Genomic DNA, 22,143 nt, shown 5'->3' on the forward strand with positions numbered 1-22,143 from the left:
ATGTCGCTGCCCAAGGCCGAACTCCACCTGCACATCGAAGGCACCCTGGAGCCTGAACTCGCCTTCGCCCTCGCTGCCCGCAACGGTGTCACCCTGCCCTTCGCGGACACCGAGGAGCTGCGGCACGCCTACTCCTTCAGCGACCTGCAGTCCTTCCTCGACCTCTACTACGCGCTGATGGCGGTGCTGCGCACCGAGCAGGACTTCGCCGACCTCGCCGACGCCTACCTGGCCCGCGCCGCGGGGCAGGGCGTGCGGCACGCCGAGATCTTCTTCGACCCGCAGGCGCACACCGCGCGCGGCGTGGAGATCGGCACCGTCGTCGAGGGCCTCTCGCGGGCCCTGGAGCGCAGCGAGGAGCGGTACGGCATCAGCACCCAGCTGATCATGTGCTTCCTGCGGGACGAGCCGGCCGCCTCGGCGCTGGAGACCTTCGAGGCCGCCAAGCCCCATCTGCACCGGATCTCCGGCGTCGGCCTGGACTCCGCCGAGGTCGGCAACCCGCCGGCGAAGTTCCGCGAGGTGTACGAGCTGGCGGCCGCCGCCGGCCTGCGCCGCGTCGCGCACGCCGGGGAGGAGGGCCCGGCCGAGTACATCCGCGAGGCGCTGGACGTGCTCGGCGTCGAGCGGATCGACCACGGGCTGCGCTGCCTGGAGGACCAGGACCTGGTCGCCCGGCTGGTCCGCGAGCAGATCCCGCTGACCCTCTGCCCGCTCTCCAACGTCCGGCTGCGCTGCATCGACACCCTCGCCGACCACCCGCTGCGCCGGATGCTGGACGCCGGACTGCTGGTCACCGTCAACTCCGACGACCCGGCCTACTTCGGCGGCTACGTGGAGGACAACTTCACCGCCCTGCGGGACGCCCTCGGCCTGGACCGGGAGACCCTGCGCAGGCTCGCCGCCAATTCCTTCAAGGCCGCGTTCCTGGACGAGCCCCGCCGCCGGGCGCTGCTCGCCGAGGTGGCCGGGTACGAGTTCACCGACTGAGCGGGCCCGCCAGGCCCCGCGGGCACCCGGCCGGCCGGGTCGTCGGGCATCAGGCCGAGGCTTCCGGCCGGGGCGTCGGCCGTCCGGTCAGGTCGTCAGGCGTTGGGCCAGGTCGTCAGGCGTCCGGCCAGGTCGTCAGGCGTCCGGCCGGGGAGCGAGCCGGGCCCAGACCGACTTGCCGCCGGGGAAGGGCTCGACGCCCCAGGACTCGCTGAGCCGGGCGAGCAGGTGCATGCCGAAGCCTCCGTCGGCGCCCGGCTCCCGCCGGACCGGCAGTCGTGACGAGGCGTCGCTGACCCGGAGCAGCACCCCGCCCGGCACCGGGTGCAGCTCCAGGTCGGCCGGGCCGCCGGCGTGCCGGTGGGCGTTGGTGACCAGCTCGGACACGAGCAGGACGGCGTGGGCGTAGTCCTCGCCCCGGTGGTCCCACTCCTGCAGGGTGTCCCGGGTGAGTTCGCGGGCGCGGGCGAGGGTGCCGTTCCCGGGCGGGATCCGCCATCCCCGGCCGGGTGCAGTCCCCGGGAGGCCGGCGGCGTCCGGGGTGGTCCCGGCCGTCGCGCGGACCTCGCTCCGGGCCGGGTCGTGCGGGCGGTTCCGGACGCCCCGGGGCCGGCCCCGGGCCGTCCGGGCGTCGTTCTCCGGCTGTGCCATCTCCACTGCCCCTCCCTGGTTCGGGCCGTTTCCGGCTGGTCGTGGCCGGGGTGCGGGATCGCTCCCCGGCCCGGGACCCGCCTACCCGGACGGGTGGGGCGCATGCGGCGGAGAGTCCCTTTTGTCCCTGGCCGCTTCGTCCCCGGTCCGGTGACCCCGCACCGGGCCGGCCCGCCTCAGTCCAGGCAGAACTCGTTGCCCTCGGGATCGGCCAGCACGATGAAGCCGGAGCTCATCGGAGGAGCGGGCTCGAAGCGGCGCAGCCGGGTCGCGCCCAGTGCGACCAGCCGCTCGCACTCGGCCTCCAGAGCCGCCATCCGCTCCTCCCCCTGCAGGCCGGGAGCTGCGCGGACGTCGAGATGGACGCGGTTCTTGGCGACCTTGTCCTCCGGTACCTGCTGGAAGAACACCCGCGGCCCGTTCCCGTCCGGGTCCTCGATGGCCGACCGGGAGTTGCGCTGCTCCTGCGGCACGCCGATCCGGGCCAGGAAGTCGTCCCACGCGGCCAGCGGGTCGGCGCCCGCGGGCAGGTCCACCCCGGGCGGCCCGGGGTGGACGTAGCCCAGCGCGTCACGCCAGAAGGACGACAGTGCTCGCGGGTCGTGGGCGTCGAAGGTGACCTGGAAGTGGCGGCTCATCGGGGTACTCCGTTCGTAGCGGTGTCGGTGTCGGTGGCGGCCGGGTGCGGCGGTCGGTCGCGGCCGGGTGGGGGTGCGGGTGCGGGTGGGGCTCGGCCGGGCTCCTACGACCACCCTGGCACCTGGGACCGACAGGGCCGGGACGGCCCGGCCGTATGCCCGCCTTCTCGCCGAAGATTCCCAGGAATAGGAAGGGTGGACCCGGGCAGGCGGATTTCGACACCGACTGGGAGGTCTTCTAAATGGGTCCGCTGCTTCTTGTACTTCTTCTCGCACTGCTGCTCTTCGGCGCCGGTTTCGCCGTCAAGGCACTGTGGTGGATAGCGATCTTCGTCCTGGTGGTCTGGCTGATCGGATTCGTGGCCCGGGGGACGCACCCCTCCGGCAGCCGTCACCGCTGGTACCGCTGGTGACGCAGCGAGCCCGTGGGGTGCGGTGGTCGTAGGGCGGTTCGGGCGGGGCGCACCCAGGGTGCGCCCCGCCCGCGTCTGTCCGGCCCCCGGCCACCACCCGCCCGGGCGTCCGCATCATTCCTGGAATGACGGGCAGACGAACGGCGCGGATGTCAGAACGGTCAGGAAATCGTGACGGCAGTTCGCCGGATGTCCAATCACCGGACGCACCGTCGGAATATCGGAGGAAATCCCATGTACATCGGACTCGGCACTGTGGTCATCGTGATTCTTGTCGTCCTCGCGGTCCGCGCCCTCCGGCGCGGCTGATCCGGACTCCGGCGGCCAACGGGCCGGCCGGCGTTCCGCCGGTCCGCGCCCACCGCCGAACGGCGGCCGGTACGCGCGGTGCGGCTTTCGACGGCTCCGGCCCACAGCGTGGGGCCGGAGCCGTCGGCGTTCCGGAAGGCCGACACCGGGGGAGCCCGGGAAGCCCAGGGGTGCAAATCGGTACAAGCATCACTTAAGCCGCAAATACGGTCAGTTTTGTGGGACGGTGCATGAGCGGGTGATCGCGGGGTAGCCGCGGCCCAGGAGCGTTGTGCCTATCCGTGGCCCGCGTTCGTGACCCGGAAGAGGGATACCCATGGCAGTCCTTCAGGACACAGCGTCAGCCGTCGCGTCGGACCTCGTCGCGGCTTCGGCCCCGGCCACCGTGCGACCCGCGGCCGCTCCGGCGGCCCCGGGTGGTCCGGCGCCGCGGATCGAGGACGCGAGTGCGATCGCGCCGGCGGACGCCCGGGTGCTCTCGAAGGACCTCTTCCTGCGACTGCGGGACCTGGAGGAGGGCACCCGTGAGTACTCGTACGTCCGCGGCACCCTGATCGAGCTGAACATGGCGCTGGTGAAGTTCGCCGCCCGGCGCTTCAGCAATCGCAGCGAGCCGATGGACGACATCATCCAGGTCGGCACGATCGGCCTGATCAAGGCCATCGACCGGTTCGACCCGACGCGCGAGTTCGAGTTCGTCACCTTCGCCCTGCCCACGATCACCGGCGAGATGAAGCGGTTCTTCCGCGACACCAGCTGGATGGTCCACGTGCCCAGGGGGATGCAGGAGATGCGGCTGGCCCTGGCCAAGGGCTCCGACGAACTGGAGCAGGTCCTGGACCGGCTGCCGACCACGGCCGAACTCGCCGAGCACCTCTCGCTGACCGAGCGCGAGGTCATCGAGGGGATGAAGGCCGCCAACGCCTACAGCGCGCACTCGCTGGACGCCCCCTCCGAAGGCGACGACGCCGGGTCCGGCTCCGGCGCCGGCCTGGGCGCCCGGTTCGCGGTGGAGGAGCCCGGCTTCGAGGCCGTCCTGCACCTGGAGACGCTCAAGCCGCTGATCGCCGCGCTGCCCGAGCGGGACCGCCGCATCCTCGCGATGCGGTTCGGCGCCGAGATGACCCAGGGCCAGATCGGTCAGGAGCTGGGCCTGTCCCAGATGCACATCTCCCGGCTGCTCACCCGGATCCTCGGCCACCTGCGCACGGCCCTGCTCGCGGAGAGCTAGGCCCGCGCGTCCGCCCCGGACCGGGGCCGGACCGGCGTCCCCCGCCGGGTTCGGCCCCGGTCCGTGCGGTGCCCGGGGCGGCCCACGGCCACCCCGGGCCCGTGCGGCGACGACCGGCCCGCCGACGGCGGATCGGGCGATTGTATGGTCAGGCGTGAGGGTCGGTGCGGTGCCGACGACGAAGAACTGAGGTGGAGATGAACGATCCGGCGAACGCCGCCGCGATGCCGGCCCCCGAAGGGCCGGGGGCGGAGTTCCGGCGTACGGACGACGGCGCGCTGGTCTGTTCCCTGGCGGGTGAACTCGACCTGGACGGCGTGCTCGCGGTCGGGCCGGCCCTGGAGGAGGCGGTCCGCTCCGGCGCGCCGCTGATGGTCGTCGACCTGTCCCGGGTCGGATTCTGCGACTCCTCCGGCCTCAACCTGCTGCTGCGCACGCGTACCGACGCCGACAGCGCCGGTACGGCCCTGCGGCTGGCGGGGGCGCCCGACCAGCTGCTGCGGCTGCTGGAGATCACCGGCGCGGACCGGGTGTTCGCACTCGAACCCACGCTTGAGCACGCGCTCGCCGCACGGTGACCGGGCCCGGGGCGGTGCCCGCCGCCGGCGCCGGCCGGACGGCCGCACCGGCGGCAGCCGCTGCCCACCGGGCGGCACAGCGCCCCGGCCCGGGCCGCGCGCCGTCCGGGGAGATGTGCAGAAACGGGGCACCTGGTGTTCCCCGGGTCTCAGCGGGCAGGCGTGACACGGTACGGAACGGCGTGCGAGCCGCCGGTCCGGCGGACCCCGCCGGAGACCACCGGATCCGTAACCTCCCGATCCACCGACAGCGCCGAACCGCGGGGTGAGAACGTAGTGACATCCATCGACCCAGGGGCGGGCGTGCCGCAGCGGACGGGCGTGCCGAAGGCCGGCCAGCGCAGGCGCCTCGCCCTGCTGGGCGTGCCCGGCCCGGTAGGCCGCGGCCGCCACTTCGCCCGGCAGGCCCTGGAGGACTGGGGGTGGGCCGACGCCGACACCCTCACCGACGACATCCTGCTGATCGTCTCCGAGCTGCTCGCCAACGCCTGCATCCACGGCGGCGGCCCGCGCGAGCTCGTCCTCACCGCCTCCCAGGAGGGGCTGCGGGTCGAAGTGCTGGACCACGAGGCGACGTCGCCCAGTCCGCGCCCGCCGCACCTCACCACTGCCCCGGGCGGTCACGGGCTGCACATCGTGGCGCGGCTGTCGGAGCGCTGGGGCGCCGACCTCAACCCGGGCGGCAAGAGCGTCTGGGCGGAGCTCGGTGCCGCCCGCATGCGCAATCGCGAACCGGCCGGTCCCGGCTTCACGGGCAGTCCCGCCGGACGGGGTTCCGCGCCCGCCGTGTGAGCGGTCGGCGGTGCCCAGGTGCCGCTCCGACGAGCCACGGCCGGGTGCGCGGCCGCGGGCGCGAGCCGGCGACCTCGTCCAGGCTGCGCCGCGGTGCCCCGGGCCCGCCGAACCGAGGGGCATGGGTGCGGCCGGGGCGGGAAGGCGGGACGTACGGCGGGGCGGTTCGCCCCCCGCGTCCGGAACGGCCAGTCCGTCCGGAGCCGTCCCGCTGCTCCCGAGTCGCGCGCCCTGACCGGCGCGTCCCGAGTACCGCCCGAGGTCCGATGAATCATCACATGTCCCCGTCTCCCGAGGAGGCGGGTCCGCCGGCCGGTGGCGCGCCCTCGGCCCGAGAGCGCGAGCTGCTGGCGGCCCTCCAGGACGCCCGGGCCCGGTGCCGTGAGTCGGAGCGCGGTCTCGCCGAGCTGCGGGAGAAGCACCGGGAGGCCGCGGCGCGGTACTCGGTGCTGTCGGCGGAGCTGGAGGAGACCAACCGCGGCGTGGTGGCGCTGTACAGCGAGGAGCACCAGTTCGCCCTGACGCTCCAGCGCACCTTCCTGCCGGCGACCCTCCCCGACTGGCCGGGCGTCGACCTGGCCGTGCGGTACCTCCCCGCGGCGACCGAGAACGAGATCGGCGGGGACTTCTACGAGGCCGTCGCGACCCCGGGCGGGCTGCTGATGGCGGTCGGTGACGTCGCCGGCCACAACCTCCAGGCCGCCATGGTGATGGGGGAGTTGCGGCACGCGCTGCGGGCCTACGCCAACGAGGGACATCCGGCCGACGTGCTGCTGGAGCGCCTGGACGCGCTGATGGGCCGGCACCGGCCGGGCTGGACGGCGACGCTCTGTGTCGCGCTGCTGGAGTCCGGTACGGGCCTGCTGCACCTGGCGAACGCCGGCCACCTGCCGCCGCTGCTGGTCGGCCCGGACGGCCGGGCCCGGTACGTCCACGAGCACGGCCCGCTGCTGGGCCTCGGCCTGCCGCAGCCGCCGGCCACCCGGCACGAGGTCGCCCCCGGCAGCAGGCTGGTGATGGTCACCGACGGGCTGGTCGAGCGCCGGGGGGTCGACCTGGACCGCTCGCTGGAGCGGCTGCGCCTGACGGCCGCCGCCGGACCGGGCGAGCCGGAGGCACTCTGCGACCACCTGCTGGACGGCTTCGGCAGTCCGCAGGAGGACGACACCGTCGTGTTCGCGGCCCGGCTCGGCGGCGGCTGAGCCGGCGCGGGCGGGCGCCCGACGGTCCCGGGCAGGGACCGGGGGCACCCACGGGCGGCCGGGCGGGGCCGGCTCAGTCCAGGGGGAGGTGCGCCCGGACGCGCTTGCCGCCCGCGTGCCGCTCGATGTCGTAGCGGCGGCACACCGCGAGGACGATCTCCAGGCCGTGCTGGCCGACCCGGGCAGGGTCGGGCGAGCGCGGCGCCGGCAGGCGGGCCTCGGTGTCCCAGACGGTCACCCGGATGTCGTCGACCGTGAGTTCCAGGTCGAGCAGGCACGGGCCCGGCGCGTACTTGGCGGCGTTGGTGACGAGTTCGCTGACCACCAGGCGAACCGTGCCGGCCAGCGCCGCGGTCACCGGGACGCCGTGCCGGGTCTGCGCCTCGGCGAGGAACTCGTCGGCGAAGCGGCGGGCCGCGGCGGCGGTTCCCGGCGCGCCGTCGAAGGCGGCACCGGCCCGGAAGCCGATGTCCGTCCAGGTCTGTTCCGTCAGTGTTCCCGCCTTCGGCACCAGGCACCGTCCCCGTTCGTGGCCCCGGTGCGCTCGCGGCCGGGCATGCGCGAGCGCCTACCCCGGTTCCGCGGGGTCATGCACGGGTTTTCGGACCGGTGGCCGGCGGACCGGGGCGGGGCTCACCGGCAGGGTCGGCGGCACGGGTCAGGGGCGGGCCAGGACCGCGGCCGTCTCCAGGTAGAAGTTGTCGATGCTCTGGACGGCCCGGGTGAAGTCGTCGAGGTTGACGGGCTTGGTGACGTACGCGTTGGCGTGGCGGTGGTAGGCGCCGCTCACGTCCTCGGGGGCGGCCGAGGTGGTGAGGACCACGATCGGGATCAGCTTGAGCTGCTCGTCCGCCTTGAGGACCTCCAGCAGTTCACGGCCGTTCATCCGGGGCATGTTGAGGTCGAGGATGATCAGATCGGGGTACCGGGCGACGTTCTGCCGGAGGTGTTCGAGGGCGGCGACGCCGTCCTCCGCCTTGACGATGGTGCGCGCCATGCCCTGTTCGAACAGGGCCTCCTCGATCAGCATGGCGTCGGCGAGGTCGTCCTCGACGAGCAGGACGCTGTACGAGCGGGCTTGCGGGCGGGTGGCCATCAGGCGCTCCGGTTCTCGGAATGGGTGGTGCGGTGAGGTGCCGGTGGGACCAACCCGGGCCAGCGCTGGCGGGCAGCCTGGCGGCTGATGTCGCAGGCCTGCCCGAGCTGCGGGTAGCCGGCCCCGGCCCCGGCCGCCTCCCGGGCCGCCTGGTCGGCGAGGCGCTCGGCGGCCTTCCGCAGGTGCATCAGGGCGTGCAACCGGGTCAGCGCGTCGTGCTGCGGGTCGGCCTCCCAGGGCTCACCGGGCGCGCGGGCACCCGGCTCCCCGGCGGGCAGCGGGCGGAACGCCCGGGCGGCGAGGCGGCCGGCGAGTTCTCCGAGCGTCGCGTCCGCGAGGGCCGCGAGTTGGTCCTCGCTCATGAGGGCGGCGAAGCGGTCGGCTGGCATGCCTGCCACCTTAGGTGACCGCTCGTCGTGCGACAACCAAACTTGTCGGACGGCGTGTAGGGTGTGGCTGCCGCGCGCGACTTGCCGCAGGCGGGCACGGACGAAGGCGCATCCGCCGACGGATGCCGGACGAAGGACCCACATGGCCAGCCAGACCCCTGCGGCACACCACCCCGCCGCCGAGACCCAGGGGCAACCCCGTCCGGAGCTGCCGCCCGTCGGCGCCGACGGCGGCGGCTGGAGCACCCGCCGCTGGCTGCGCGTCGGGGTGAGCGCGTCGCTGGCCGTCCTCGTCCTGCTCGGGGCGCTGGGCTTCTGGGTGTTCGCCCACTCCTCGGCGGTGAACAACCGCCTGGTCGACGTCAGCTCGCCGGCCCTCATCGCGGCCGTCCGGCTGGAGTCGGGCCTGGTCAACCAGGAGACCGGCATCCGCGGCTACGGCCTCACCGGTCAGGCGGAGTTCCTCGCCCCGTACGAGCAGGGCATCGCCCAGCAGCGGGACGCCGTCGCCGAGCTCCGGCGGTTGAGCACCGGGGAGCGGAGCGGGGCCGACCTCGACCTGGTCTTGGCCCGGGCGGAGGCCTGGCAGTCCCAGGTGGCCCGGCCGGTGGCCGCGGCCCCGCCGGGCAGCGCCGCGCCGACCGCCGGCCGGCAGACCGCCGAGGGCAAGGCCGCCTTCGACGCGCTGCGCGCGGCGATGGCGCTGCAGCAGGAGCACCTCCAGGCCGACCGGGCCGACAGCCGGGCCGCCCTCCAGTCCGTCCGCACCCTGCGCAACGTGGTGTTCAGCGCCATCGCGCTGATCATCCTGCTGCTCGCCGCCCTGGTCTTCGAGGGCCTGCGCCGTGGCGTCACCCGTCCGCTGGAGCACGTGTCGGCCGATGCCGAGCGGGTCGCCCGCGGTGACTTCAGCCACCCGATCACCCCCACCGGCCCCGCCGACCTGCGGCAGCTCGCGGCCGTGGTCGAGGCGATGCGCGGCCGGCTGGCCCACGAACTCCTCGCCAAGGAAGCGGCCCGGCAGGTGCTCGACGCCCAGACCGTCGACCTGCGGCGCTCCAACTCCGAGCTGGAGCAGTTCGCCTACGTGGCCTCGCACGACCTCCAGGAGCCGCTGCGCAAGGTGGCCAGCTTCTGCCAGCTGCTCCAGCGTCGCTACGGCGGCAGCCTGGACGCCAGGGCCGACCAGTACATCGAGTTCGCCGTGGACGGCGCGAACCGGATGCAGACGCTGATCAACGACCTGCTCGCCTTCTCCCGGGTCGGCCGGGTGCACGCCAGCTACACGCCGGTCGACCTGGAGCAGGTGTTCGCCCGGACCGTCGACTCGCTGAGCATCGCCATCGCGGACAACGAGGCCGTGATCACCCACGACCCGCTGCCCCGGATCAGCGGCGACGCCACCCAGCTCGGCATGCTCCTGCAGAACCTGCTCAGCAACGCCGTCAAGTTCCGCAGCCCGGACCGCGCCCCCCGGATCCACCTGGAGGCCGTGCGCGACGGCGACCTGTGGCGGTGCGCGGTCACCGACAACGGGATCGGCATCGACGGCGACTTCGTGGACAAGGTCTTCGTCATCTTCCAGCGCCTGCACACCCGCGACGCCTACCCCGGCAACGGCATCGGCCTGGCCATGTGCAAGAAGATCGTCGAGTTCCACGGCGGCACCATCGAGGTCGACCTCACCCACACCCCGGGCACCCGCCTGGTCTTCACCCTGCCCGTCGAGGAGTCCGTGGAGCCGCAGGAGAGCGCCGTGGCCCCGGCGGACGGCAGGACCGAGGGCCACCTGGTGGCTCCCCGGGCCGAAGCGGGGCACTCGTGATCCCCGGCCAGCAGTACCGGCCCGAACCGCCGGCCCACCCGCTCGCGCAGCCCGGCGCGGAGCCGTCCGTGGTACGCGTCCTCCTGGTGGAGGACGACGCCGGGGACGCCCTGCTGGTCGAGGAACTGCTCGCCGACACCGACCTCGACCACAGCCTGCGGTGGACGCCGACCCTCGCCCAGGCCGTCGCCGAGCTGGAGCGGGAGCCCGCGGACTGCGTCCTGGTCGACCTCCACCTGCCGGACGGCTCGGGCGTGGGCCTGGTCGCCGCCGTCCAGCAGGCCTGCCCCCGGGCCGCCGTGATCGTTCTCACCGGCATGGCGGACTCCGGGGCCGGCGCGCAGGCCGTCGCGGTCGGCGCCCAGGACTACCTGGTGAAGGGGCAGGTCGACGAGCAGCTGCTGCAGCGCGCCCTGCGCTACGCGGTCAACCGCAAGCAGGCCGAGCTGGCCGGCGCCGAGCTGCGCGAGGACCACATCCGGGCCCGGGAGAACGCCCGGCTGGAACGCGGCCTGCTGCCGACCCCGATGCTGCGCGGCGTCACCGCCACCGTCACCACCCGCTACCTGCCCGGGCGCGAGCGCGCCCTGCTCGGCGGGGACTTCCTCGACGTGGTCGAGACGGCGGACGGCGCGGTGCACGCCGTCATCGGCGACGTCAGCGGCCACGGGCCGGACGAGGCGGCGCTCGGCGTCTGCCTGCGGATCGGCTGGCGCGCCCTCGTCCTGGCCGGCCACCGCGGCACCGAGCTGCTCGACCTGCTGGAGCAGATCCTGGTCGCCGAGCGCAACCGCTCCGACATGTTCGCGACCTGCAGCATCGTGACCGTCGCAGCCGACCGCCGCACCGCGACCCTGCACCTGGCCGGTCACCACGAGCCGCTGCTCACCCCCGCCCGCGCCGAGGGCGCCGGCCGGCCGCCCGGCGCCACCGAGGTGGCCGCCGCGCACGGCGTGGCACTCGGCATCGCGCCCGGCCTGCGGCACTGGCCCGCCACCGAACTGTCGCTGCCGCCCGCCGGCGCGCTCCTGCTCTACACCGACGGCCTCACCGAGGGCCACTGCGGCCCGGGCGCCGAGCGGCTCGGCACCGAGGGCCTGCTGGAGCTGATCGCGACGGCGCCGCCCTCCGGTACCCCGGCCTTCCTGGACCACCTGGTCGACACCGTCCGCCGGCTGAACGCCGGCCGGCACGCCGACGACCTGGCCATCCTGCACCTGGCCTGGACCCCTGCGGGGGACCGGCCACGGCAGGGGGAGCACGGCCCGAGCCCCGCCATGATCCGGGCGGATGCGGGCTGAGCGGTGTGTGGGCCCCGGGGGAGCGGGGCAGGCGATGAGGGGCCGTTCGTGGTCTGTACCTACTCGGCCGTAGCATTGCGCGGGGCGGTCACGGCCCGCGAGTACGTTGGTCGATACGGCCGGATGCCGTTGTGATGAGGGAGTTTTGGTGGCGGAACGTCAGGAATCCGAGCGACTGGTGAAGCTGCTCTCGCAGCAGGGCGACGTCCTCGTCGGCCGGTGGATCGAGGGAGTCTCCCACACGCTGCGCGGGCGACTGAGCGTGCTGGAGCTGGACCGGGAGCTGCGGGAGCTGTACAGCGCGCTCGTCGAGGGCCTGCGGGCCGGTGGGCCGGACTGGCGGGGCGAGGGCTGGTCGGAGGCGCGGGCGCTGCTCACCGAGCTGTCCCGCAACCGCGCCCGGCAGGGGTTCACCCCGACCGAGACGGCCGTCGCCGTCTTCGCCCTGAAGGAGCTGCTCGTCCCCGACAGCGGCACCTCGCAGCAGGACATCGCGGCCTACCTGGAGCTGAACCGGCTGGTCGACGCGCTCGGCCTGTTCACCGTGGAGACGTACTCGAAGACCCGCGAGGAGATCATCGGCGCGCAGGCCGAGCAGCTGCTGGAGCTGTCCACCCCGGTGGTCAAGCTCTGGGACGGCGTGGTGGCGGTGCCGCTGGTCGGCACCCTCGACTCGGCCCGGACCCAGGTGGTGATGGAGAAGCTGCTGCAGACGCTGGTGGACACCGGCTCGGAGCAGGCGATCATCGACATCACCGGCGTGCCGGCGGTCGACACCGAGGTCGCCCAGCACCTGCTGAAGACCGTGGTCGCGGCCCGCCTGATGGGCGCCGAGTGCACCATCTCCGGCATCCGCCCGCAGATCGCCCAGACCATCGTGGCCCTGGGCATCCAGTTCGGCGACATCGTCACCAAGGCGACCCTGGCCGACGCGCTCAAGCACGCCCTGCGCCGGCTCGGCACCTCGACCGAGGCCGTCGCCGCCAACGTGCGGAGCGCCCGATGACCGAACGCATCCCCGTCCTGCGGATCGGCGACGTCCTGCTGGTCTCCATCCAGACCGACCTGGAGGACCAGTCCGTCCTCGACCTCCAGGAGGACCTGGCCGCCCGGATCGTGGATACCGGCGCGCACGGCGTGGTGATCGACATCACCGCGCTGGAGATCGTCGACTCCTTCGTCGGGCGCATGCTCGCCACCACCGCCGCCATCTCCCGGATCCTGGACGCGGAGACCGTCCTGGTCGGGATGCGGCCCGCGGTGGCCATCACCCTGGTCGAACTCGGACTGTCGCTCGGCGGGGTGCGTACGGCGCTCAGCCTGGAGCGCGGCCTGGCCATGCTCGGCCGGGCCGGCGGCGTCGGCGCGGGGCGCGCGTGATCACGGCCCCCGCCGGACCGGAGGGTGAGCAGCAGACCCTGCCGATCGCCTCGAACGACGACGTGGTGCGGGCCCGGCAACTGGTCCGCGCGCTCGCCCAGCAGTGCAAGCTCTCGCTGGTCGACCAGACGAAACTGGTGACGGCCGCCAGCGAGCTGGCCCGCAACACGCTCGTCCACGGCAACGGCGGGACCATGCGGGTCGGCCTCGTCGACAAGGGCGGCCGCCGGGGCGTCAGCGCGGTGTTCCAGGACACCGGGCCCGGCATCCCCGACCTGGAGCTGGCGCTGACCGACGGCTGGACCTCCGGCGGCGGCATGGGCCTGGGCCTGAGCGGTGCCCGGCGGCTGACCGACGAGTTTGCCATCGACACCGAGGTCGGCCGCGGCACCGTCGTCACCGTCGTCAAGTGGACCAGGTGAAAGCCCCCTTGCTGCTCGAGACGCAGGACGTCGCCTGGTTCCGGGACGCGGAGTCGCTGCCCGCGGCCGCCCGGGGGGCCGCCACCGCGCTGGCCCGCCGGATCGGCCTGGGCGACCAGCGCGCCGCCGAGGTGGGGCTGGCCGTGACCGAGGCCGCCACCAACCTGCGGCGGCACGCCGTCGACGGCTCGCTGCTGCTACGGGTGCTGCGGACCGAGCACGACGCCGCGGTGGAGTTCCTCACCCTGGACAGCGGCCCGGGCATGGCCGACGTGCCGTACGCGATGACCGACGGCACCTCCTCGGCGGGCACCCTCGGCATCGGGCTGGGCGCCATCGCCCGCCTCGCGGACACCTTCGACGTGCACTCCCTGCCCGGATCCGGCACCGTGCTGGCCGCCGGCTTCTGGGGAGCGGGCGCCGCGCCCAAGGTGCCGGCCGGCACCACGCTCGTCGGCGGGCTCACCCGCCCGATCAGCGGCGAGGAGTCCTGCGGGGACGCCTGGGCGGCCCGGCCGGCCACCGCGGGCGACCCGCACGGCCCGCTGCTGGTGATGTTCTTCGACGGGCTGGGGCACGGTCCGCTGGCGGCCCTCGCCGCCCAGCAGGCCGTCGCGGCCTTCCGGGCGTCCAGCGACGACCGGCCGGCCGAGGTCCTGACCCGGCTCCACCGCGTCCTGAACGGCACCCGCGGCGGCGCCGCGGCCGTTGCCAGGATCGAGCCCGCCGCCGGCCGGGTGCTGTTCTGCGGGGTCGGCAACGTCAGCGGCTTCGCGGTCGACGAGCAGAAGCGGCACGCCCTGCTCTCCTCGCCCGGGATCGTCGGCCACCAGCTGCCGACCCTGCGCACCCACGAGCAGGCGCTGCCCAGGGGCGGCGCGGTGGTCCTGCACTCCGACGGGCTCACCGAGCGCTGGCGGCTCGCGGCGATGCCCGGACTGCTGCGGCACAGCCCGCTGGTGACGGCGGGCATCCTGCTGCGGGAGGCGGGCGTGCGCCGCGACGACGCCGGAGTCGTCGTCGTCAAGGGGAGCTGGTGACCCCCCGGGCGGCCGTGCCGCTGCTGACCACCACGGTCGGCTCCGAGCAGGAGATCTTCGCGCTGCGGCGCAGCGGGCGGCTCGTCGCGCAGGCCCTGGGCCTGGACAACCAGGCGCAGGTGCGGCTCGCGACCGCCCTCAGCGAGCTCGGCCGCGACCTGCTGGGCGTCAGCGGCCTGAACGCGTCCTTCACCCTCACCCCCGGCGAGGCGCCGACCCTGCTGGTCACCCTCCGCTGGGAGGACCGGCGGCGCGCGCCCGGCGGGGAGACCCTCGAAGCGGTCGGGCGGCTGCTGCCCGGCGCGGTCCGCCGGCCGGCCCTCCCGGGCAGCCTGGTGGTCGAGCAGCCGCTGCCGGGGAACTCGCCGCCGGCGGAGCTGGCCGAACGGACCCTGCGGGTGCTGAGCGCCCAGCCGGCGGCCAACCCGATGGAGGAACTCCGGGCGCAGAACCGGGACCTGATCGCCGCACTGGAGGACTCCCGCGCCCAGGGCGAGGAACTCCAGCGGCTCAACGAGGAGTTGGAGGCGACCAACCAGGGAGTGGTGGCGCTCTACTCGGAGCTGTCCCAGGAGCTGGAGGACACCAACCGCGGTGTGGTCGCGCTCTACGCCGAACTCGACGACAAGTCACGCCAGTTGCGTGATGCGGGTGAGGTCAGGACCAGGTTCTGGGCCAATGTCAGCCATGAACTGCGCAGCCCCGCCAACTCGGTGATCGGGCTGGCCCGGCTGCTGCTGGACGCCGACGAGGACCAGTCGGCCGAGGAGCGCCGGCACCAGCTGGCACTGATCGGCGCCTCCGGCAGCACGTTGCTGGCCCTGGTGGACGAACTCCTCGACGTGGCCAAGGCCGAATCGGGCCGGCTGGAGCCGCACTGGAGCTCCGTCGACCTGCGGATCCTGCTGGGACAGCTCCGCGGCACCATGCGCGGCCTGGTCCAGACGCCCGGTGTCACCCTGGTGATTCCCGACCCGCTCCGGCCGCCGGAGCTGGTCGGGGACGAGGTCATGCTGACCCGGATCCTGCGCAACCTGCTCTCCAACGCGCTCAAGTTCACCGAACAGGGCGAGGTCCGGCTGGAGGTCGCCACCGACCGTGCCCCCGACGGCTCGGACCTGGTCGTGCTGACCGTCACCGACACCGGCGTCGGCATCCCGGCGCAGGAGCAGGAGCGGATCTTCGAGGAGTTCTACCAGGTGCGCGGCCCGCACCAGCGGGGCCGTTCCGGCACCGGACTCGGGCTGCCCTACGTCCGCCGGGTGGCCGAACTGCTGGGCGGGACCGTCGCCCTGGTGAGCGCGCCGGGCCGGGGCACCACCGTGACCCTGCGGCTGCCGGCCGTGCCGCCCGCGCTGCGCATTCCGCCCGTGACGGGGGCCGCACCCGCCAAGCTGGCCGTCCTGGTGATGGTCGACGACGACCCGGCCTTCCGTACCGGGGCCCGCCCGGTCCTCGGCGAGATCGCCGACCGCGTCGTCGAAGTCCCCCGGAGCGCGGACGCCCTGGCCGCCGTCCGGCGCGAACGCCCCGACGCCGTGCTGCTCGACCTCCACATGCCCGCCCCCGACGGCTACCAGCTGCTGGCGGACCTCGCCGCCGACCCGCTCCTGCGGGACGTCCCCGCGCTCGTCCTCACCTCGGCGCGGAGCGCCGACCTGGACCACCGACGCCTCGTCCACGCCCGGGCGGTGCTGGAGAAGAGCGGGCTCGACGCGGCCCGGCTGGCCCGCGCGCTGGCCCTCGGCGCCCGGGTCGCCGCCACCCCAGGACCGGAGCCGGTCGCCACGGCCGGCAGCACCTCCGGACCGGAGCCGGACGCCCAGCCCGGCACCACCGCCGCGGCCGCGCCGCGCCCGCACCGAGACGGAACCGCGCCATGACCGAGCAGGCCAATCCCGACAGCGCGGCCGCCACCGTCCTGGTGGTCGACGACGACGACACCAGCCGCTACATCCTGGCGAGTTGGCTGCGCCGGGACGGTCACCGGGTGGCCGAGGCGGCGGACGGCACCCAGGGGCTGGCGCTGCTCGCCGCCGCGACCGGCGCGGACCGGCCCGAACTCGCCGTCGTCGACGTCAACCTGCCGGACATGAGCGGCTTCCAGGTCTGCGAGAGCATCAAGGCCGACCCGCTCACCGCCCACCTGCCGGTCATCCACGTCTCGGCGACCGCCATCGAGGTCAACGACCGCGCCCAGGGCCTCTATCGCGGCGCCGACGCCTACCTCACCGAGCCGATCGCCCCGACCGAGTTCCTGGCCACCGTCACCGCCGCCCTGCGGTACGCCCGGGCCCGTCGCCGGGCCGAACGCCTGGCCGGCCGGATCGCCGTCCTCAACCAGGTCACCCTGGACGTGTACGGCGCGCGCGACGGCCGGTCCTTCGCGGCCCTCGCGGCGGCGGGCGCGGCCGCCCTGATGTCCGCGCCCGCCGCCGTCCTGGCCCTGGACCTCGACGGGCGGGAGGTGCGGGCCGCGACCGGCGGGCCCGGCGAGGGCCCGCGGCGCTTCGGCGGGGCGGCGGCCGTCCTGGGCGTGCTGGCCGACGCCTCCGCCCCGCAGGAGGGGACGGGTACCAGGACGGCGGTGCTGACCGCCGAGCGGTGGACCGGCCTCACCGGCTGCGAGGTGTTCGAGGACGCGGGCGAGGTGGCGGTGATCCTGGCCCGGACCTCCCCCGGACGCCCGCCGGTGGCCCTCGCCGTGCCCGCCCGGGCGCTCGGCGGCGACCGCGACCTGTTCGCCCAGCTCGCCCGGACCTGCGCGCTGGCGCTGGAGGCGCAGCGCAGCCTGCGGGAGGAGCAGGGCCTCGCCCTGGCGCTGCAACGCACCTTCCTGCCGAGCCGCCTGCCCTCGGCCCCCGGGGTCGACCTGACGGTCCGCTACGTCCCGGCCGGCGCGAGGACCGAGGTCGGCGGCGACTTCTACGAGGCGGTCGAGACGCCCGGCGGTCTGCTGCTGGCCATCGGCGACGTCGTCGGGCACTCGCTCGCCGCGGTGGTCGTGATGGGTGAACTCCGGCAGGCCCTGCGGGCCTACGCCATCGAGGGCCATGAGCCGCACGCCGTCCTCGACCGGCTGGAAGCCTTCCTGGTCCAGTTCCACCCCGGGGTCACGGTGACCGCCTGCCTGGTCCTGGTCGAGCCGGGTCGGCGGAGCGTCCTGGTCGCCAACGCGGGCCACGTCCCGCCGGTGCTGCGCGATCCTGACGGGGCGGCCCGCCACCTCACCGAGCACGGCGTCATCCTCGGACTGGGCAGCACCCACCCGCCGGCGGTCCGCCATCCGGTGCCGGCCGGGGCCACCCTGCTGCTGTTCACCGACGGACTGGTGGAGGTCCCGGGCGAGCACCTCGACCGGGGCCTGGAGGCCCTGCGCCGGCGGATCGCCGAGGGCCCGCGCGAGCTCGGTCCGCTCTGCGACGGCCTGCTCGACCTGTTCGCCGAGGGGAAGCAGGACGACATCGCCCTGCTGGCCGCCCGGCTGGACTGACGCCCCCGGCCGCCGGGCCCGTGCCGGACGGGCGTCAGTGCGCCTCGTGCGGCGGCAGGGCCACCGTGTCGAGGTAGAAGGCGTCGATGCTCTGCGCGGCCCGGGTGAAGTCGTCGAGGTTCACCGGCTTGGTGACGTAGGCGTTCGCGTGGTGCCGGTACGAGCTGGTGATGTCCTCGGGGGCGGAGGACGTGGTGAGCACCACGACGGGAATCTGCTGGAGTTCCGCGTCGGTCTTCAGGACGTGCAACAGCTCGCGGCCGTTCAGCCGCGGCATGTTGAGGTCGAGGATGATCAGGTCGGGCAGCCGGCGCAGGCTGTCGCGCAGGTACTCCAGGGCCGCCACGCCGTCCTCGGCGCGGGTGATCGTCCGGGCGGAGCCGCGGTCGAACAGAGCCTCCTCGATCAGCATCGCGTCGGCGGTGTCGTCCTCCACGAGCAGGACACTCAGCGGACGGGCCGGACGGGGGACGGTCATCGGGGGCTCCGCTCGGTCGGGGGGTGGCTCGGGGCGGCGGGGACGAGTCCGGGCCAGCGTTTCCGGGCGCCCTGGCGGCTCATCTCCAGGGCCTCCCCGAGTTGCGGGTACCCGGCGCCGGCCTCGACCGCGTCCCTGGCGACCTGGTCGGTCAGCCGCTCGGCCGCACGGCGCAGGTGCACCAGGGTGTGCAGCCTGGCCAGGGCGTCGCCCTGGAGGTCGGTCTCCATGAGGTGGGCCCCCTGGTCGGGGGTCGGTGGCGCGCCCGGACCGGCCGGTGGCGGCAGCGGCCGGAAAGCCCGCTGCGCCAGCCGCGCGGCGAGGTCGGCGAGGGCCGCCTCCGCGAGGGCCGCGATCTGCTCCTCGCTCATGCGGGTGACACGGCGGGCACGGGACATGGGGACCACCCTACTGGTCGGGGCGCGGGCCGGTCCCGCGGTCCGGGAGCCGCGGCCGTCCGGGGTGGCGGGGGCGGGTACGGCGCCGCCGGCCTTGGGCCCCGGCGGACGGGGAAACGCCTCGGCCGGCCCGGGAGGAGGTCTCCCGGGCCGGCCGTCGACGGCACCGCGCCCGCGGGGCGCGGGGGCCGTCGCTCAGATCAGGGTGCGCCAGTAGTACCAGAACCGGCTGAGGATCAGCAGGGCGATCACCGCGTACCAGAGTGCCGGCACCACCCAGTGGTAGCGCAGCGCCTCCCGGACGGCCGGCCGCAGCCGCCCGGACACCGGGATCACGCCGCTGCGCAGGCTGTGCAGGGTGGTGTACCAGAACAGCGGGATCATCGCCGCCCAGACCAGCATGCAGTAGGGGCAGAGCGCCCCGATCCGGTACAGGGTCTGGATCATCAGCCAGGTGACGAAGCCGACCCCGAACACGGTGCCGGCCTGGAGGCCGAGCCAGAACCACCGCCGGTACCGGGCCCCGGCGAGCAGCCCGACGCCGACCGCGACCACCACCGAGAATCCGATCAGGCCGATCAGCGAGTTCGGGAAGCCGAAGGCCTCCGCCTGGTCGCTGCCCATCACCGAGCCGCAGCTGATGATCGGGTTGATGTTGCAGTTGGGGACGTACGACGGGTCCTGCAGCAGGCGGATCTTGTCGATGGTCAGGACCACCGAGGCGGTCAGGCCGAGGGCGCCGGTGACCACCAGCAGCCAGGCGAAGGCCCGGCTCGCGCCGATCGGTCCGCCGCCCGCCCGGGTGGTGCCGGTGCTCTCCAGGCCGGCGGGGGTCATCCGATCGCCTGCTTGACCATCGCGGTGAACTGCTCCGGGGCGACCGCGGCGCCGTTGCCGAAGACCTCCAGCTTCTTGCCGTCCAGGTTCACCGTCGGGGTGCCGGTGACGCCGCTCTTGTCGAAGGCCTTGGAGACCTCGGCGGCCCAGGGGGCGTAGGTGCCTTCCTGGACGGCCTTGACGAAGGCGTCGGTCTTCAGGCCCGGCACCTTCCCGGCCAGCTCCAGCAGGTGGTCGGTGTCGGCGAAGGCGTCGTCGCGCTCGTCCGGCTGGTTGGCGTAGAGCACGTCGTGGAACTGCTTGAACTTGTCCACGCCCTCGTTCAGCGCCGCGCCGGCGGCGGCGAGCGCGGTGCGCGAGCCCTTGCCGCCCAGGCCCTTGTCGAGGAAGGTGGCCAGGTGGTAGTCGATCTTGTACGTACCGTTGTCGGCGAGCGCCTGCATGGTCGGCCCGTCGGTGGTCTCCAACTGCTCGCAGTACGGGCAGCGGAAGTCCTCGTAGACCTCCAGGGTGTGCGCGGCGTCGGCCTTGCCGTACGTCACCACGGTGCCGCCGGGGCCGCTCGCGTTGGCGGGCACCACCAGCGGTCCGCCCTGTGCCCCGCCGCCGGAGCCGCCGACGGCGAAGGCGACACCGGCGGCCAGGGCCAGTACGGCCGCGGAGGCGGCGCCGACCACGGTGCGGCGGCGGATCTTCGCGGACCGCTCGGCCCGCCGGCGCTCCTCGTGCAGCCGCTCGGTGGCGGCCCGGCCGCCGGGCTTCCGGGCGCCGTTGCCGTTGCCGTTGCCCTTGTCGTTGGTGCCGTTGCTGCTGTTCTTGCTCATGGGGAGGTCGTCCTGTGCTCGTTCGGAGGTCGGCTGGCGCCGGCGGCCCGCGGAGGGCGGGGGGCCTGGCGCGGCGGGGCGACCGCTGAGAGCGGAGGTGGTCTCAGCAGGCCGGAGCGAGCACCGGCGGACCGCGCCGGACGGCCGGGCACGTCAGGACGTCCTCGACCGGGAGGTGTTCCCGGCTCGACGGCGGCAGGGGCACCCGGACCACCGGGCGGGCCGGGACCGGCGCGGTGAGCAGTCGGAACAGCCGTCGGACGGTGGCCGTCGCCCGGCTGTGCAGGAAGTCGCGCAGGGTGCGCAGCGCCTCGGCGAGGCCGGCCAGGGCGGCGTCCGCGCGCCGCAGCCAGAAGGCGGCGAACAGGGCGATCAGGGTGTGCACCAGCAGGAGCAGGACCCCGCCGGCGGCGGTCGGCACGCCGGCCGACGCGGCGCCGTGGCCCAGCAGGCCACCGCCCCCCGTCAGGCCGCCGTTCCCGGCCAGGCTGCTGTTCCCGACGATGAAGGCGCCGACCGAACCGCCGCGGCAGACCAGCGGCTCGAAGACGTGCCCCCCGGAGCCGGAGCCCGGGGCGCAGGTCGTCTGCGCGAGGTCGAAGAGGGCGGACAGGGCCAGCTGCAGGGGCAGGAAGACGGCCGCGATCCGGACGAAGCCCCGCCTGCGGCCCGCCAGGGCCAGGGCGAGGGCGAAGACGGCGCCGCCCGCGAGGGCCAGCACCGCTACGGGCAGCGGGCGGCCGGTGACCAGCACCTGGCCGAGCGCGGCGAGCAGCACGACCAGCGCGGCGAAGATCGCCGCGCGGAGCGTCCTGCCGGCCTGCTTGCTGTCCATTTGTCCGAGTCTGCCACAGGTGCGCCCGCGGACCGCCGGCCCTGTGAAGAGCCTCACGACGCGGCCGCGAGCCCGGCGGCCGGTGGCGGCGGGCCGGTCACGCCTCCGGCGGGCTGCGGCGTAGGGGCGCCTGCGGGAGACTTCTTCCATGCCGGAACTGCCGGAGGTCGAGGCCCTCAGCGTCTTCCTGGGGGAGCACCTGGTCGGGCGCACCGTGGCGAAGGTCCACCCCGTCGCCGTGAGCGCGCTGAAGACGTACGCGCCGCCGCTCACCGACCTGGAGGGCCGCACCGTCGAGGCGGTGACCAGGCACGGCAAGTTCCTCGACGTCACGGCGGGCGGGCTGCACCTGGTCGTCCACCTGGCGCGGGCCGGCTGGCTGCGCTGGCGCGAGAACCTCCCGCCCGAGCCGCCGCACCCCGGCAAGGGCCCGCTGGCCCTGCGCGTCCTGCTGGCCGAGCCGGCCGGGGCCGGCTTCGACCTGACCGAGGCCGGGACCCAGAAGCGCCTCGCGGTCTACTGCGTGCACGACCCGGCCGAGGTGCCCGGCATCGCCCGGCTCGGCCCCGACCCGCTGGACCCGGCCTTCACCCTGGAGGCCTTCGCCCGCCTGCTGGGCGGCGAGCGCCGCCGGCTGAAGGGCGTCCTGCGCGACCAGGGCGTGCTGGCGGGGGTGGGCAACGCGTACTCGGACGAGGTGCTGCACGCGGCCCGGATGTCGCCGTACAAGCTTGCGGCGAGCCTCGACGAGGAGGAGACGGCCCGCCTGTACCAGGCGCTCGGCAGCACCCTGCGGGAGGCGGTGGAGCGCTCGCGGGGGCTGGCCGCCGGGCTGCTCAAGGCGGAGAAGAAGAGCGGACTGCGGGTGCACGGACGGGCCGGGCAGCCGTGCCCGGTGTGCGGCGACACCATCCGCGAGGTGTCGTTCAGCGACTCGGCGCTGCAGTACTGCCCGACCTGCCAGACCGGCGGCAAGCCGCTGGCCGACCGCCGGATGTCCAGGCTGCTGAAGTAGCGGCCG

At 74.6% G+C, this 22,143-nt stretch carries 25 protein-coding genes; 15 read left to right on the forward strand and 10 right to left on the reverse strand.

Features of this window, described 5'->3' with window-relative positions; genetic code table 11:
- On the forward strand, positions 1–990 hold the full coding sequence (locus tag J2S46_RS34590) for an adenosine deaminase (protein WP_191290291.1): 990 nt from the start codon (positions 1–3) through the stop codon (positions 988–990).
- Positions 991–1,125: 135 nt separating this feature from the next.
- On the opposite strand, the gene J2S46_RS34595 is transcribed toward J2S46_RS34590, so the two are convergent.
- Positions 1,126–1,641, reverse strand: a complete 516-nt coding sequence (locus J2S46_RS34595; protein WP_191290292.1) for an ATP-binding protein — start codon at positions 1,639–1,641, stop codon at positions 1,126–1,128.
- A 176-nt stretch (positions 1,642–1,817) separates the two neighbouring features.
- Complete coding sequence (locus tag J2S46_RS34600; protein ID WP_191290293.1) at positions 1,818–2,279, reverse strand: VOC family protein; 462 nt, start codon at positions 2,277–2,279, stop codon at positions 1,818–1,820.
- A gap of 242 nt (positions 2,280–2,521) precedes the next feature.
- On the opposite strand from J2S46_RS34600, the gene J2S46_RS34605 reads away from it, so the two are divergent.
- The 5 genes from J2S46_RS34605 to J2S46_RS34625 all read left to right on the forward strand — a co-directional run bounded on the left by J2S46_RS34605 (position 2,522) and on the right by J2S46_RS34625 (position 6,804).
- Positions 2,522–2,692, forward strand: a complete 171-nt coding sequence (locus J2S46_RS34605) for a hydrophobic protein (protein WP_191290294.1) — start codon at positions 2,522–2,524, stop codon at positions 2,690–2,692.
- Between the two features lie 625 nt (positions 2,693–3,317).
- On the forward strand, positions 3,318–4,232 hold the full coding sequence (locus J2S46_RS34610) for a SigB/SigF/SigG family RNA polymerase sigma factor (protein ID WP_191290295.1): 915 nt from the start codon (positions 3,318–3,320) through the stop codon (positions 4,230–4,232).
- A 197-nt stretch (positions 4,233–4,429) separates the two neighbouring features.
- Complete coding sequence (locus J2S46_RS34615; protein WP_191290296.1) at positions 4,430–4,810, forward strand: STAS domain-containing protein; 381 nt, start codon at positions 4,430–4,432, stop codon at positions 4,808–4,810.
- A 276-nt stretch (positions 4,811–5,086) separates the two neighbouring features.
- A complete protein-coding gene (locus J2S46_RS34620) occupies positions 5,087–5,602 on the forward strand; it encodes an ATP-binding protein (protein ID WP_229912748.1) in 516 nt (171 codons plus the stop codon).
- Positions 5,603–5,880: 278 nt separating this feature from the next.
- A complete protein-coding gene (locus J2S46_RS34625) occupies positions 5,881–6,804 on the forward strand; it encodes a PP2C family protein-serine/threonine phosphatase (RefSeq protein ID WP_307352258.1) in 924 nt (307 codons plus the stop codon).
- A 73-nt stretch (positions 6,805–6,877) separates the two neighbouring features.
- Here the strand turns inward: J2S46_RS34625 and J2S46_RS34630 are convergent, their stop codons facing one another.
- The 3 genes from J2S46_RS34630 to J2S46_RS34640 all read right to left on the reverse strand — a co-directional run bounded on the left by J2S46_RS34630 (position 6,878) and on the right by J2S46_RS34640 (position 8,289).
- Positions 6,878–7,315 carry an ATP-binding protein gene (locus J2S46_RS34630; protein ID WP_229912749.1) on the reverse strand — a complete coding sequence of 146 codons (438 nt, stop codon included), beginning with the start codon at positions 7,313–7,315 and terminating at the stop codon, positions 6,878–6,880.
- A 147-nt stretch (positions 7,316–7,462) separates the two neighbouring features.
- Positions 7,463–7,900 carry a response regulator gene (locus J2S46_RS34635; RefSeq protein WP_229912750.1) on the reverse strand — a complete coding sequence of 146 codons (438 nt, stop codon included), beginning with the start codon at positions 7,898–7,900 and terminating at the stop codon, positions 7,463–7,465.
- A complete protein-coding gene (locus J2S46_RS34640; RefSeq protein ID WP_229912751.1) occupies positions 7,900–8,289 on the reverse strand; it encodes a hypothetical protein in 390 nt (129 codons plus the stop codon). Before J2S46_RS34640 ends, J2S46_RS34635 begins: the two co-directional genes overlap by 1 nt.
- Positions 8,290–8,431: 142 nt before the next feature.
- On the opposite strand from J2S46_RS34640, the gene J2S46_RS34645 reads away from it, so the two are divergent.
- The 8 genes from J2S46_RS34645 to J2S46_RS34680 all read left to right on the forward strand — a co-directional run bounded on the left by J2S46_RS34645 (position 8,432) and on the right by J2S46_RS34680 (position 17,750).
- A complete protein-coding gene (locus J2S46_RS34645) occupies positions 8,432–10,114 on the forward strand; it encodes a sensor histidine kinase (RefSeq protein ID WP_229912752.1) in 1,683 nt (560 codons plus the stop codon).
- A 68-nt stretch (positions 10,115–10,182) separates the two neighbouring features.
- Positions 10,183–11,415 carry a PP2C family protein-serine/threonine phosphatase gene (locus tag J2S46_RS34650; protein WP_229912772.1) on the forward strand — a complete coding sequence of 411 codons (1,233 nt, stop codon included), beginning with the start codon at positions 10,183–10,185 and terminating at the stop codon, positions 11,413–11,415.
- A 148-nt stretch (positions 11,416–11,563) separates the two neighbouring features.
- The gene (locus J2S46_RS34655; RefSeq protein WP_191290299.1) at positions 11,564–12,421 is read left to right on the forward strand and encodes an STAS domain-containing protein; all 858 of its coding nucleotides are present in this window, start codon (positions 11,564–11,566) and stop codon (positions 12,419–12,421) included.
- Positions 12,418–12,795, forward strand: a complete 378-nt coding sequence (locus J2S46_RS34660; RefSeq protein WP_191290300.1) for an STAS domain-containing protein — start codon at positions 12,418–12,420, stop codon at positions 12,793–12,795. Before J2S46_RS34655 ends, J2S46_RS34660 begins: the two co-directional genes overlap by 4 nt.
- 38 nt (positions 12,796–12,833) lie before the next feature.
- Positions 12,834–13,217: an ATP-binding protein gene (locus J2S46_RS34665; protein ID WP_370882340.1), complete on the forward strand. Its 384-nt coding sequence runs from the start codon at positions 12,834–12,836 to the stop codon at positions 13,215–13,217.
- Positions 13,218–13,225: 8 nt separating this feature from the next.
- Positions 13,226–14,257, forward strand: coding sequence for an ATP-binding protein (locus J2S46_RS34670; RefSeq protein WP_229912753.1), 1,032 nt, complete (start codon positions 13,226–13,228; stop codon positions 14,255–14,257).
- Positions 14,254–16,140, forward strand: coding sequence for a hybrid sensor histidine kinase/response regulator (locus J2S46_RS34675; RefSeq protein WP_191290302.1), 1,887 nt, complete (start codon positions 14,254–14,256; stop codon positions 16,138–16,140). The genes J2S46_RS34670 and J2S46_RS34675 overlap by 4 nt, the downstream gene beginning before the upstream one ends.
- Positions 16,137–17,750 (forward strand): fused response regulator/phosphatase, encoded by a 1,614-nt coding sequence (locus J2S46_RS34680; RefSeq protein WP_191290303.1) that lies wholly within the window; start codon positions 16,137–16,139, stop codon positions 17,748–17,750. Before J2S46_RS34675 ends, J2S46_RS34680 begins: the two co-directional genes overlap by 4 nt.
- Positions 17,751–17,784: 34 nt before the next feature.
- Here J2S46_RS34680 and J2S46_RS34685 read toward each other — a convergent pair whose 3' ends face one another.
- The 5 genes from J2S46_RS34685 to J2S46_RS34705 all read right to left on the reverse strand — a co-directional run bounded on the left by J2S46_RS34685 (position 17,785) and on the right by J2S46_RS34705 (position 21,122).
- Positions 17,785–18,228 carry a response regulator gene (locus J2S46_RS34685; protein ID WP_229912754.1) on the reverse strand — a complete coding sequence of 148 codons (444 nt, stop codon included), beginning with the start codon at positions 18,226–18,228 and terminating at the stop codon, positions 17,785–17,787.
- Positions 18,225–18,626 carry a hypothetical protein gene (locus tag J2S46_RS34690; RefSeq protein ID WP_229912755.1) on the reverse strand — a complete coding sequence of 134 codons (402 nt, stop codon included), beginning with the start codon at positions 18,624–18,626 and terminating at the stop codon, positions 18,225–18,227. The genes J2S46_RS34685 and J2S46_RS34690 overlap by 4 nt, the downstream gene beginning before the upstream one ends.
- A 195-nt stretch (positions 18,627–18,821) precedes the next feature.
- A complete protein-coding gene (locus J2S46_RS34695) occupies positions 18,822–19,463 on the reverse strand; it encodes a vitamin K epoxide reductase family protein (protein ID WP_191290304.1) in 642 nt (213 codons plus the stop codon).
- Complete coding sequence (locus J2S46_RS34700) at positions 19,460–20,287, reverse strand: DsbA family protein (RefSeq protein WP_191290305.1); 828 nt, start codon at positions 20,285–20,287, stop codon at positions 19,460–19,462. Before J2S46_RS34700 ends, J2S46_RS34695 begins: the two co-directional genes overlap by 4 nt.
- 103 nt (positions 20,288–20,390) lie before the next feature.
- Positions 20,391–21,122: a hypothetical protein gene (locus tag J2S46_RS34705; protein ID WP_191290306.1), complete on the reverse strand. Its 732-nt coding sequence runs from the start codon at positions 21,120–21,122 to the stop codon at positions 20,391–20,393.
- 148 nt (positions 21,123–21,270) lie between these two features.
- Between J2S46_RS34705 and J2S46_RS34710 the strand changes: the two genes are divergently transcribed.
- Positions 21,271–22,137 (forward strand): Fpg/Nei family DNA glycosylase, encoded by an 867-nt coding sequence (locus tag J2S46_RS34710; protein WP_191290307.1) that lies wholly within the window; start codon positions 21,271–21,273, stop codon positions 22,135–22,137.
- Positions 22,138–22,143: the final 6 nt, after the last annotated feature.

The organism is Kitasatospora herbaricolor (genome assembly GCF_030813695.1).
Lineage (GTDB): Bacteria > Actinomycetota > Actinomycetes > Streptomycetales > Streptomycetaceae > Kitasatospora > Kitasatospora herbaricolor.

What these genes read in the sequence shown, in the direction of transcription:
- J2S46_RS34590 (WP_191290291.1), top strand. Translation starts at nt 1, where the DNA reads ATGTCGCTGCCCAAGGCCGAACTCCACCTGCACATCGAAGGCACCCTG.
- J2S46_RS34595 (WP_191290292.1), bottom strand. Translation starts at nt 1,641, where the DNA reads ATGGCACAGCCGGAGAACGACGCCCGGACGGCCCGGGGCCGGCCCCGG.
- J2S46_RS34600 (WP_191290293.1), bottom strand. Translation starts at nt 2,279, where the DNA reads ATGAGCCGCCACTTCCAGGTCACCTTCGACGCCCACGACCCGCGAGCA.
- J2S46_RS34605 (WP_191290294.1), top strand. Translation starts at nt 2,522, where the DNA reads ATGGGTCCGCTGCTTCTTGTACTTCTTCTCGCACTGCTGCTCTTCGGC.
- J2S46_RS34610 (WP_191290295.1), top strand. Translation starts at nt 3,318, where the DNA reads ATGGCAGTCCTTCAGGACACAGCGTCAGCCGTCGCGTCGGACCTCGTC.
- J2S46_RS34615 (WP_191290296.1), top strand. Translation starts at nt 4,430, where the DNA reads ATGAACGATCCGGCGAACGCCGCCGCGATGCCGGCCCCCGAAGGGCCG.
- J2S46_RS34625 (WP_307352258.1), top strand. Translation starts at nt 5,881, where the DNA reads ATGTCCCCGTCTCCCGAGGAGGCGGGTCCGCCGGCCGGTGGCGCGCCC.
- J2S46_RS34635 (WP_229912750.1), bottom strand. Translation starts at nt 7,900, where the DNA reads ATGGCCACCCGCCCGCAAGCCCGCTCGTACAGCGTCCTGCTCGTCGAG.
- J2S46_RS34640 (WP_229912751.1), bottom strand. Translation starts at nt 8,289, where the DNA reads ATGCCAGCCGACCGCTTCGCCGCCCTCATGAGCGAGGACCAACTCGCG.
- J2S46_RS34645 (WP_229912752.1), top strand. Translation starts at nt 8,432, where the DNA reads ATGGCCAGCCAGACCCCTGCGGCACACCACCCCGCCGCCGAGACCCAG.
- J2S46_RS34660 (WP_191290300.1), top strand. Translation starts at nt 12,418, where the DNA reads ATGACCGAACGCATCCCCGTCCTGCGGATCGGCGACGTCCTGCTGGTC.
- J2S46_RS34680 (WP_191290303.1), top strand. Translation starts at nt 16,137, where the DNA reads ATGACCGAGCAGGCCAATCCCGACAGCGCGGCCGCCACCGTCCTGGTG.
- J2S46_RS34685 (WP_229912754.1), bottom strand. Translation starts at nt 18,228, where the DNA reads ATGACCGTCCCCCGTCCGGCCCGTCCGCTGAGTGTCCTGCTCGTGGAG.
- J2S46_RS34690 (WP_229912755.1), bottom strand. Translation starts at nt 18,626, where the DNA reads ATGTCCCGTGCCCGCCGTGTCACCCGCATGAGCGAGGAGCAGATCGCG.
- J2S46_RS34695 (WP_191290304.1), bottom strand. Translation starts at nt 19,463, where the DNA reads ATGACCCCCGCCGGCCTGGAGAGCACCGGCACCACCCGGGCGGGCGGC.
- J2S46_RS34700 (WP_191290305.1), bottom strand. Translation starts at nt 20,287, where the DNA reads ATGAGCAAGAACAGCAGCAACGGCACCAACGACAAGGGCAACGGCAAC.
- J2S46_RS34705 (WP_191290306.1), bottom strand. Translation starts at nt 21,122, where the DNA reads ATGGACAGCAAGCAGGCCGGCAGGACGCTCCGCGCGGCGATCTTCGCC.
- J2S46_RS34710 (WP_191290307.1), top strand. Translation starts at nt 21,271, where the DNA reads ATGCCGGAACTGCCGGAGGTCGAGGCCCTCAGCGTCTTCCTGGGGGAG.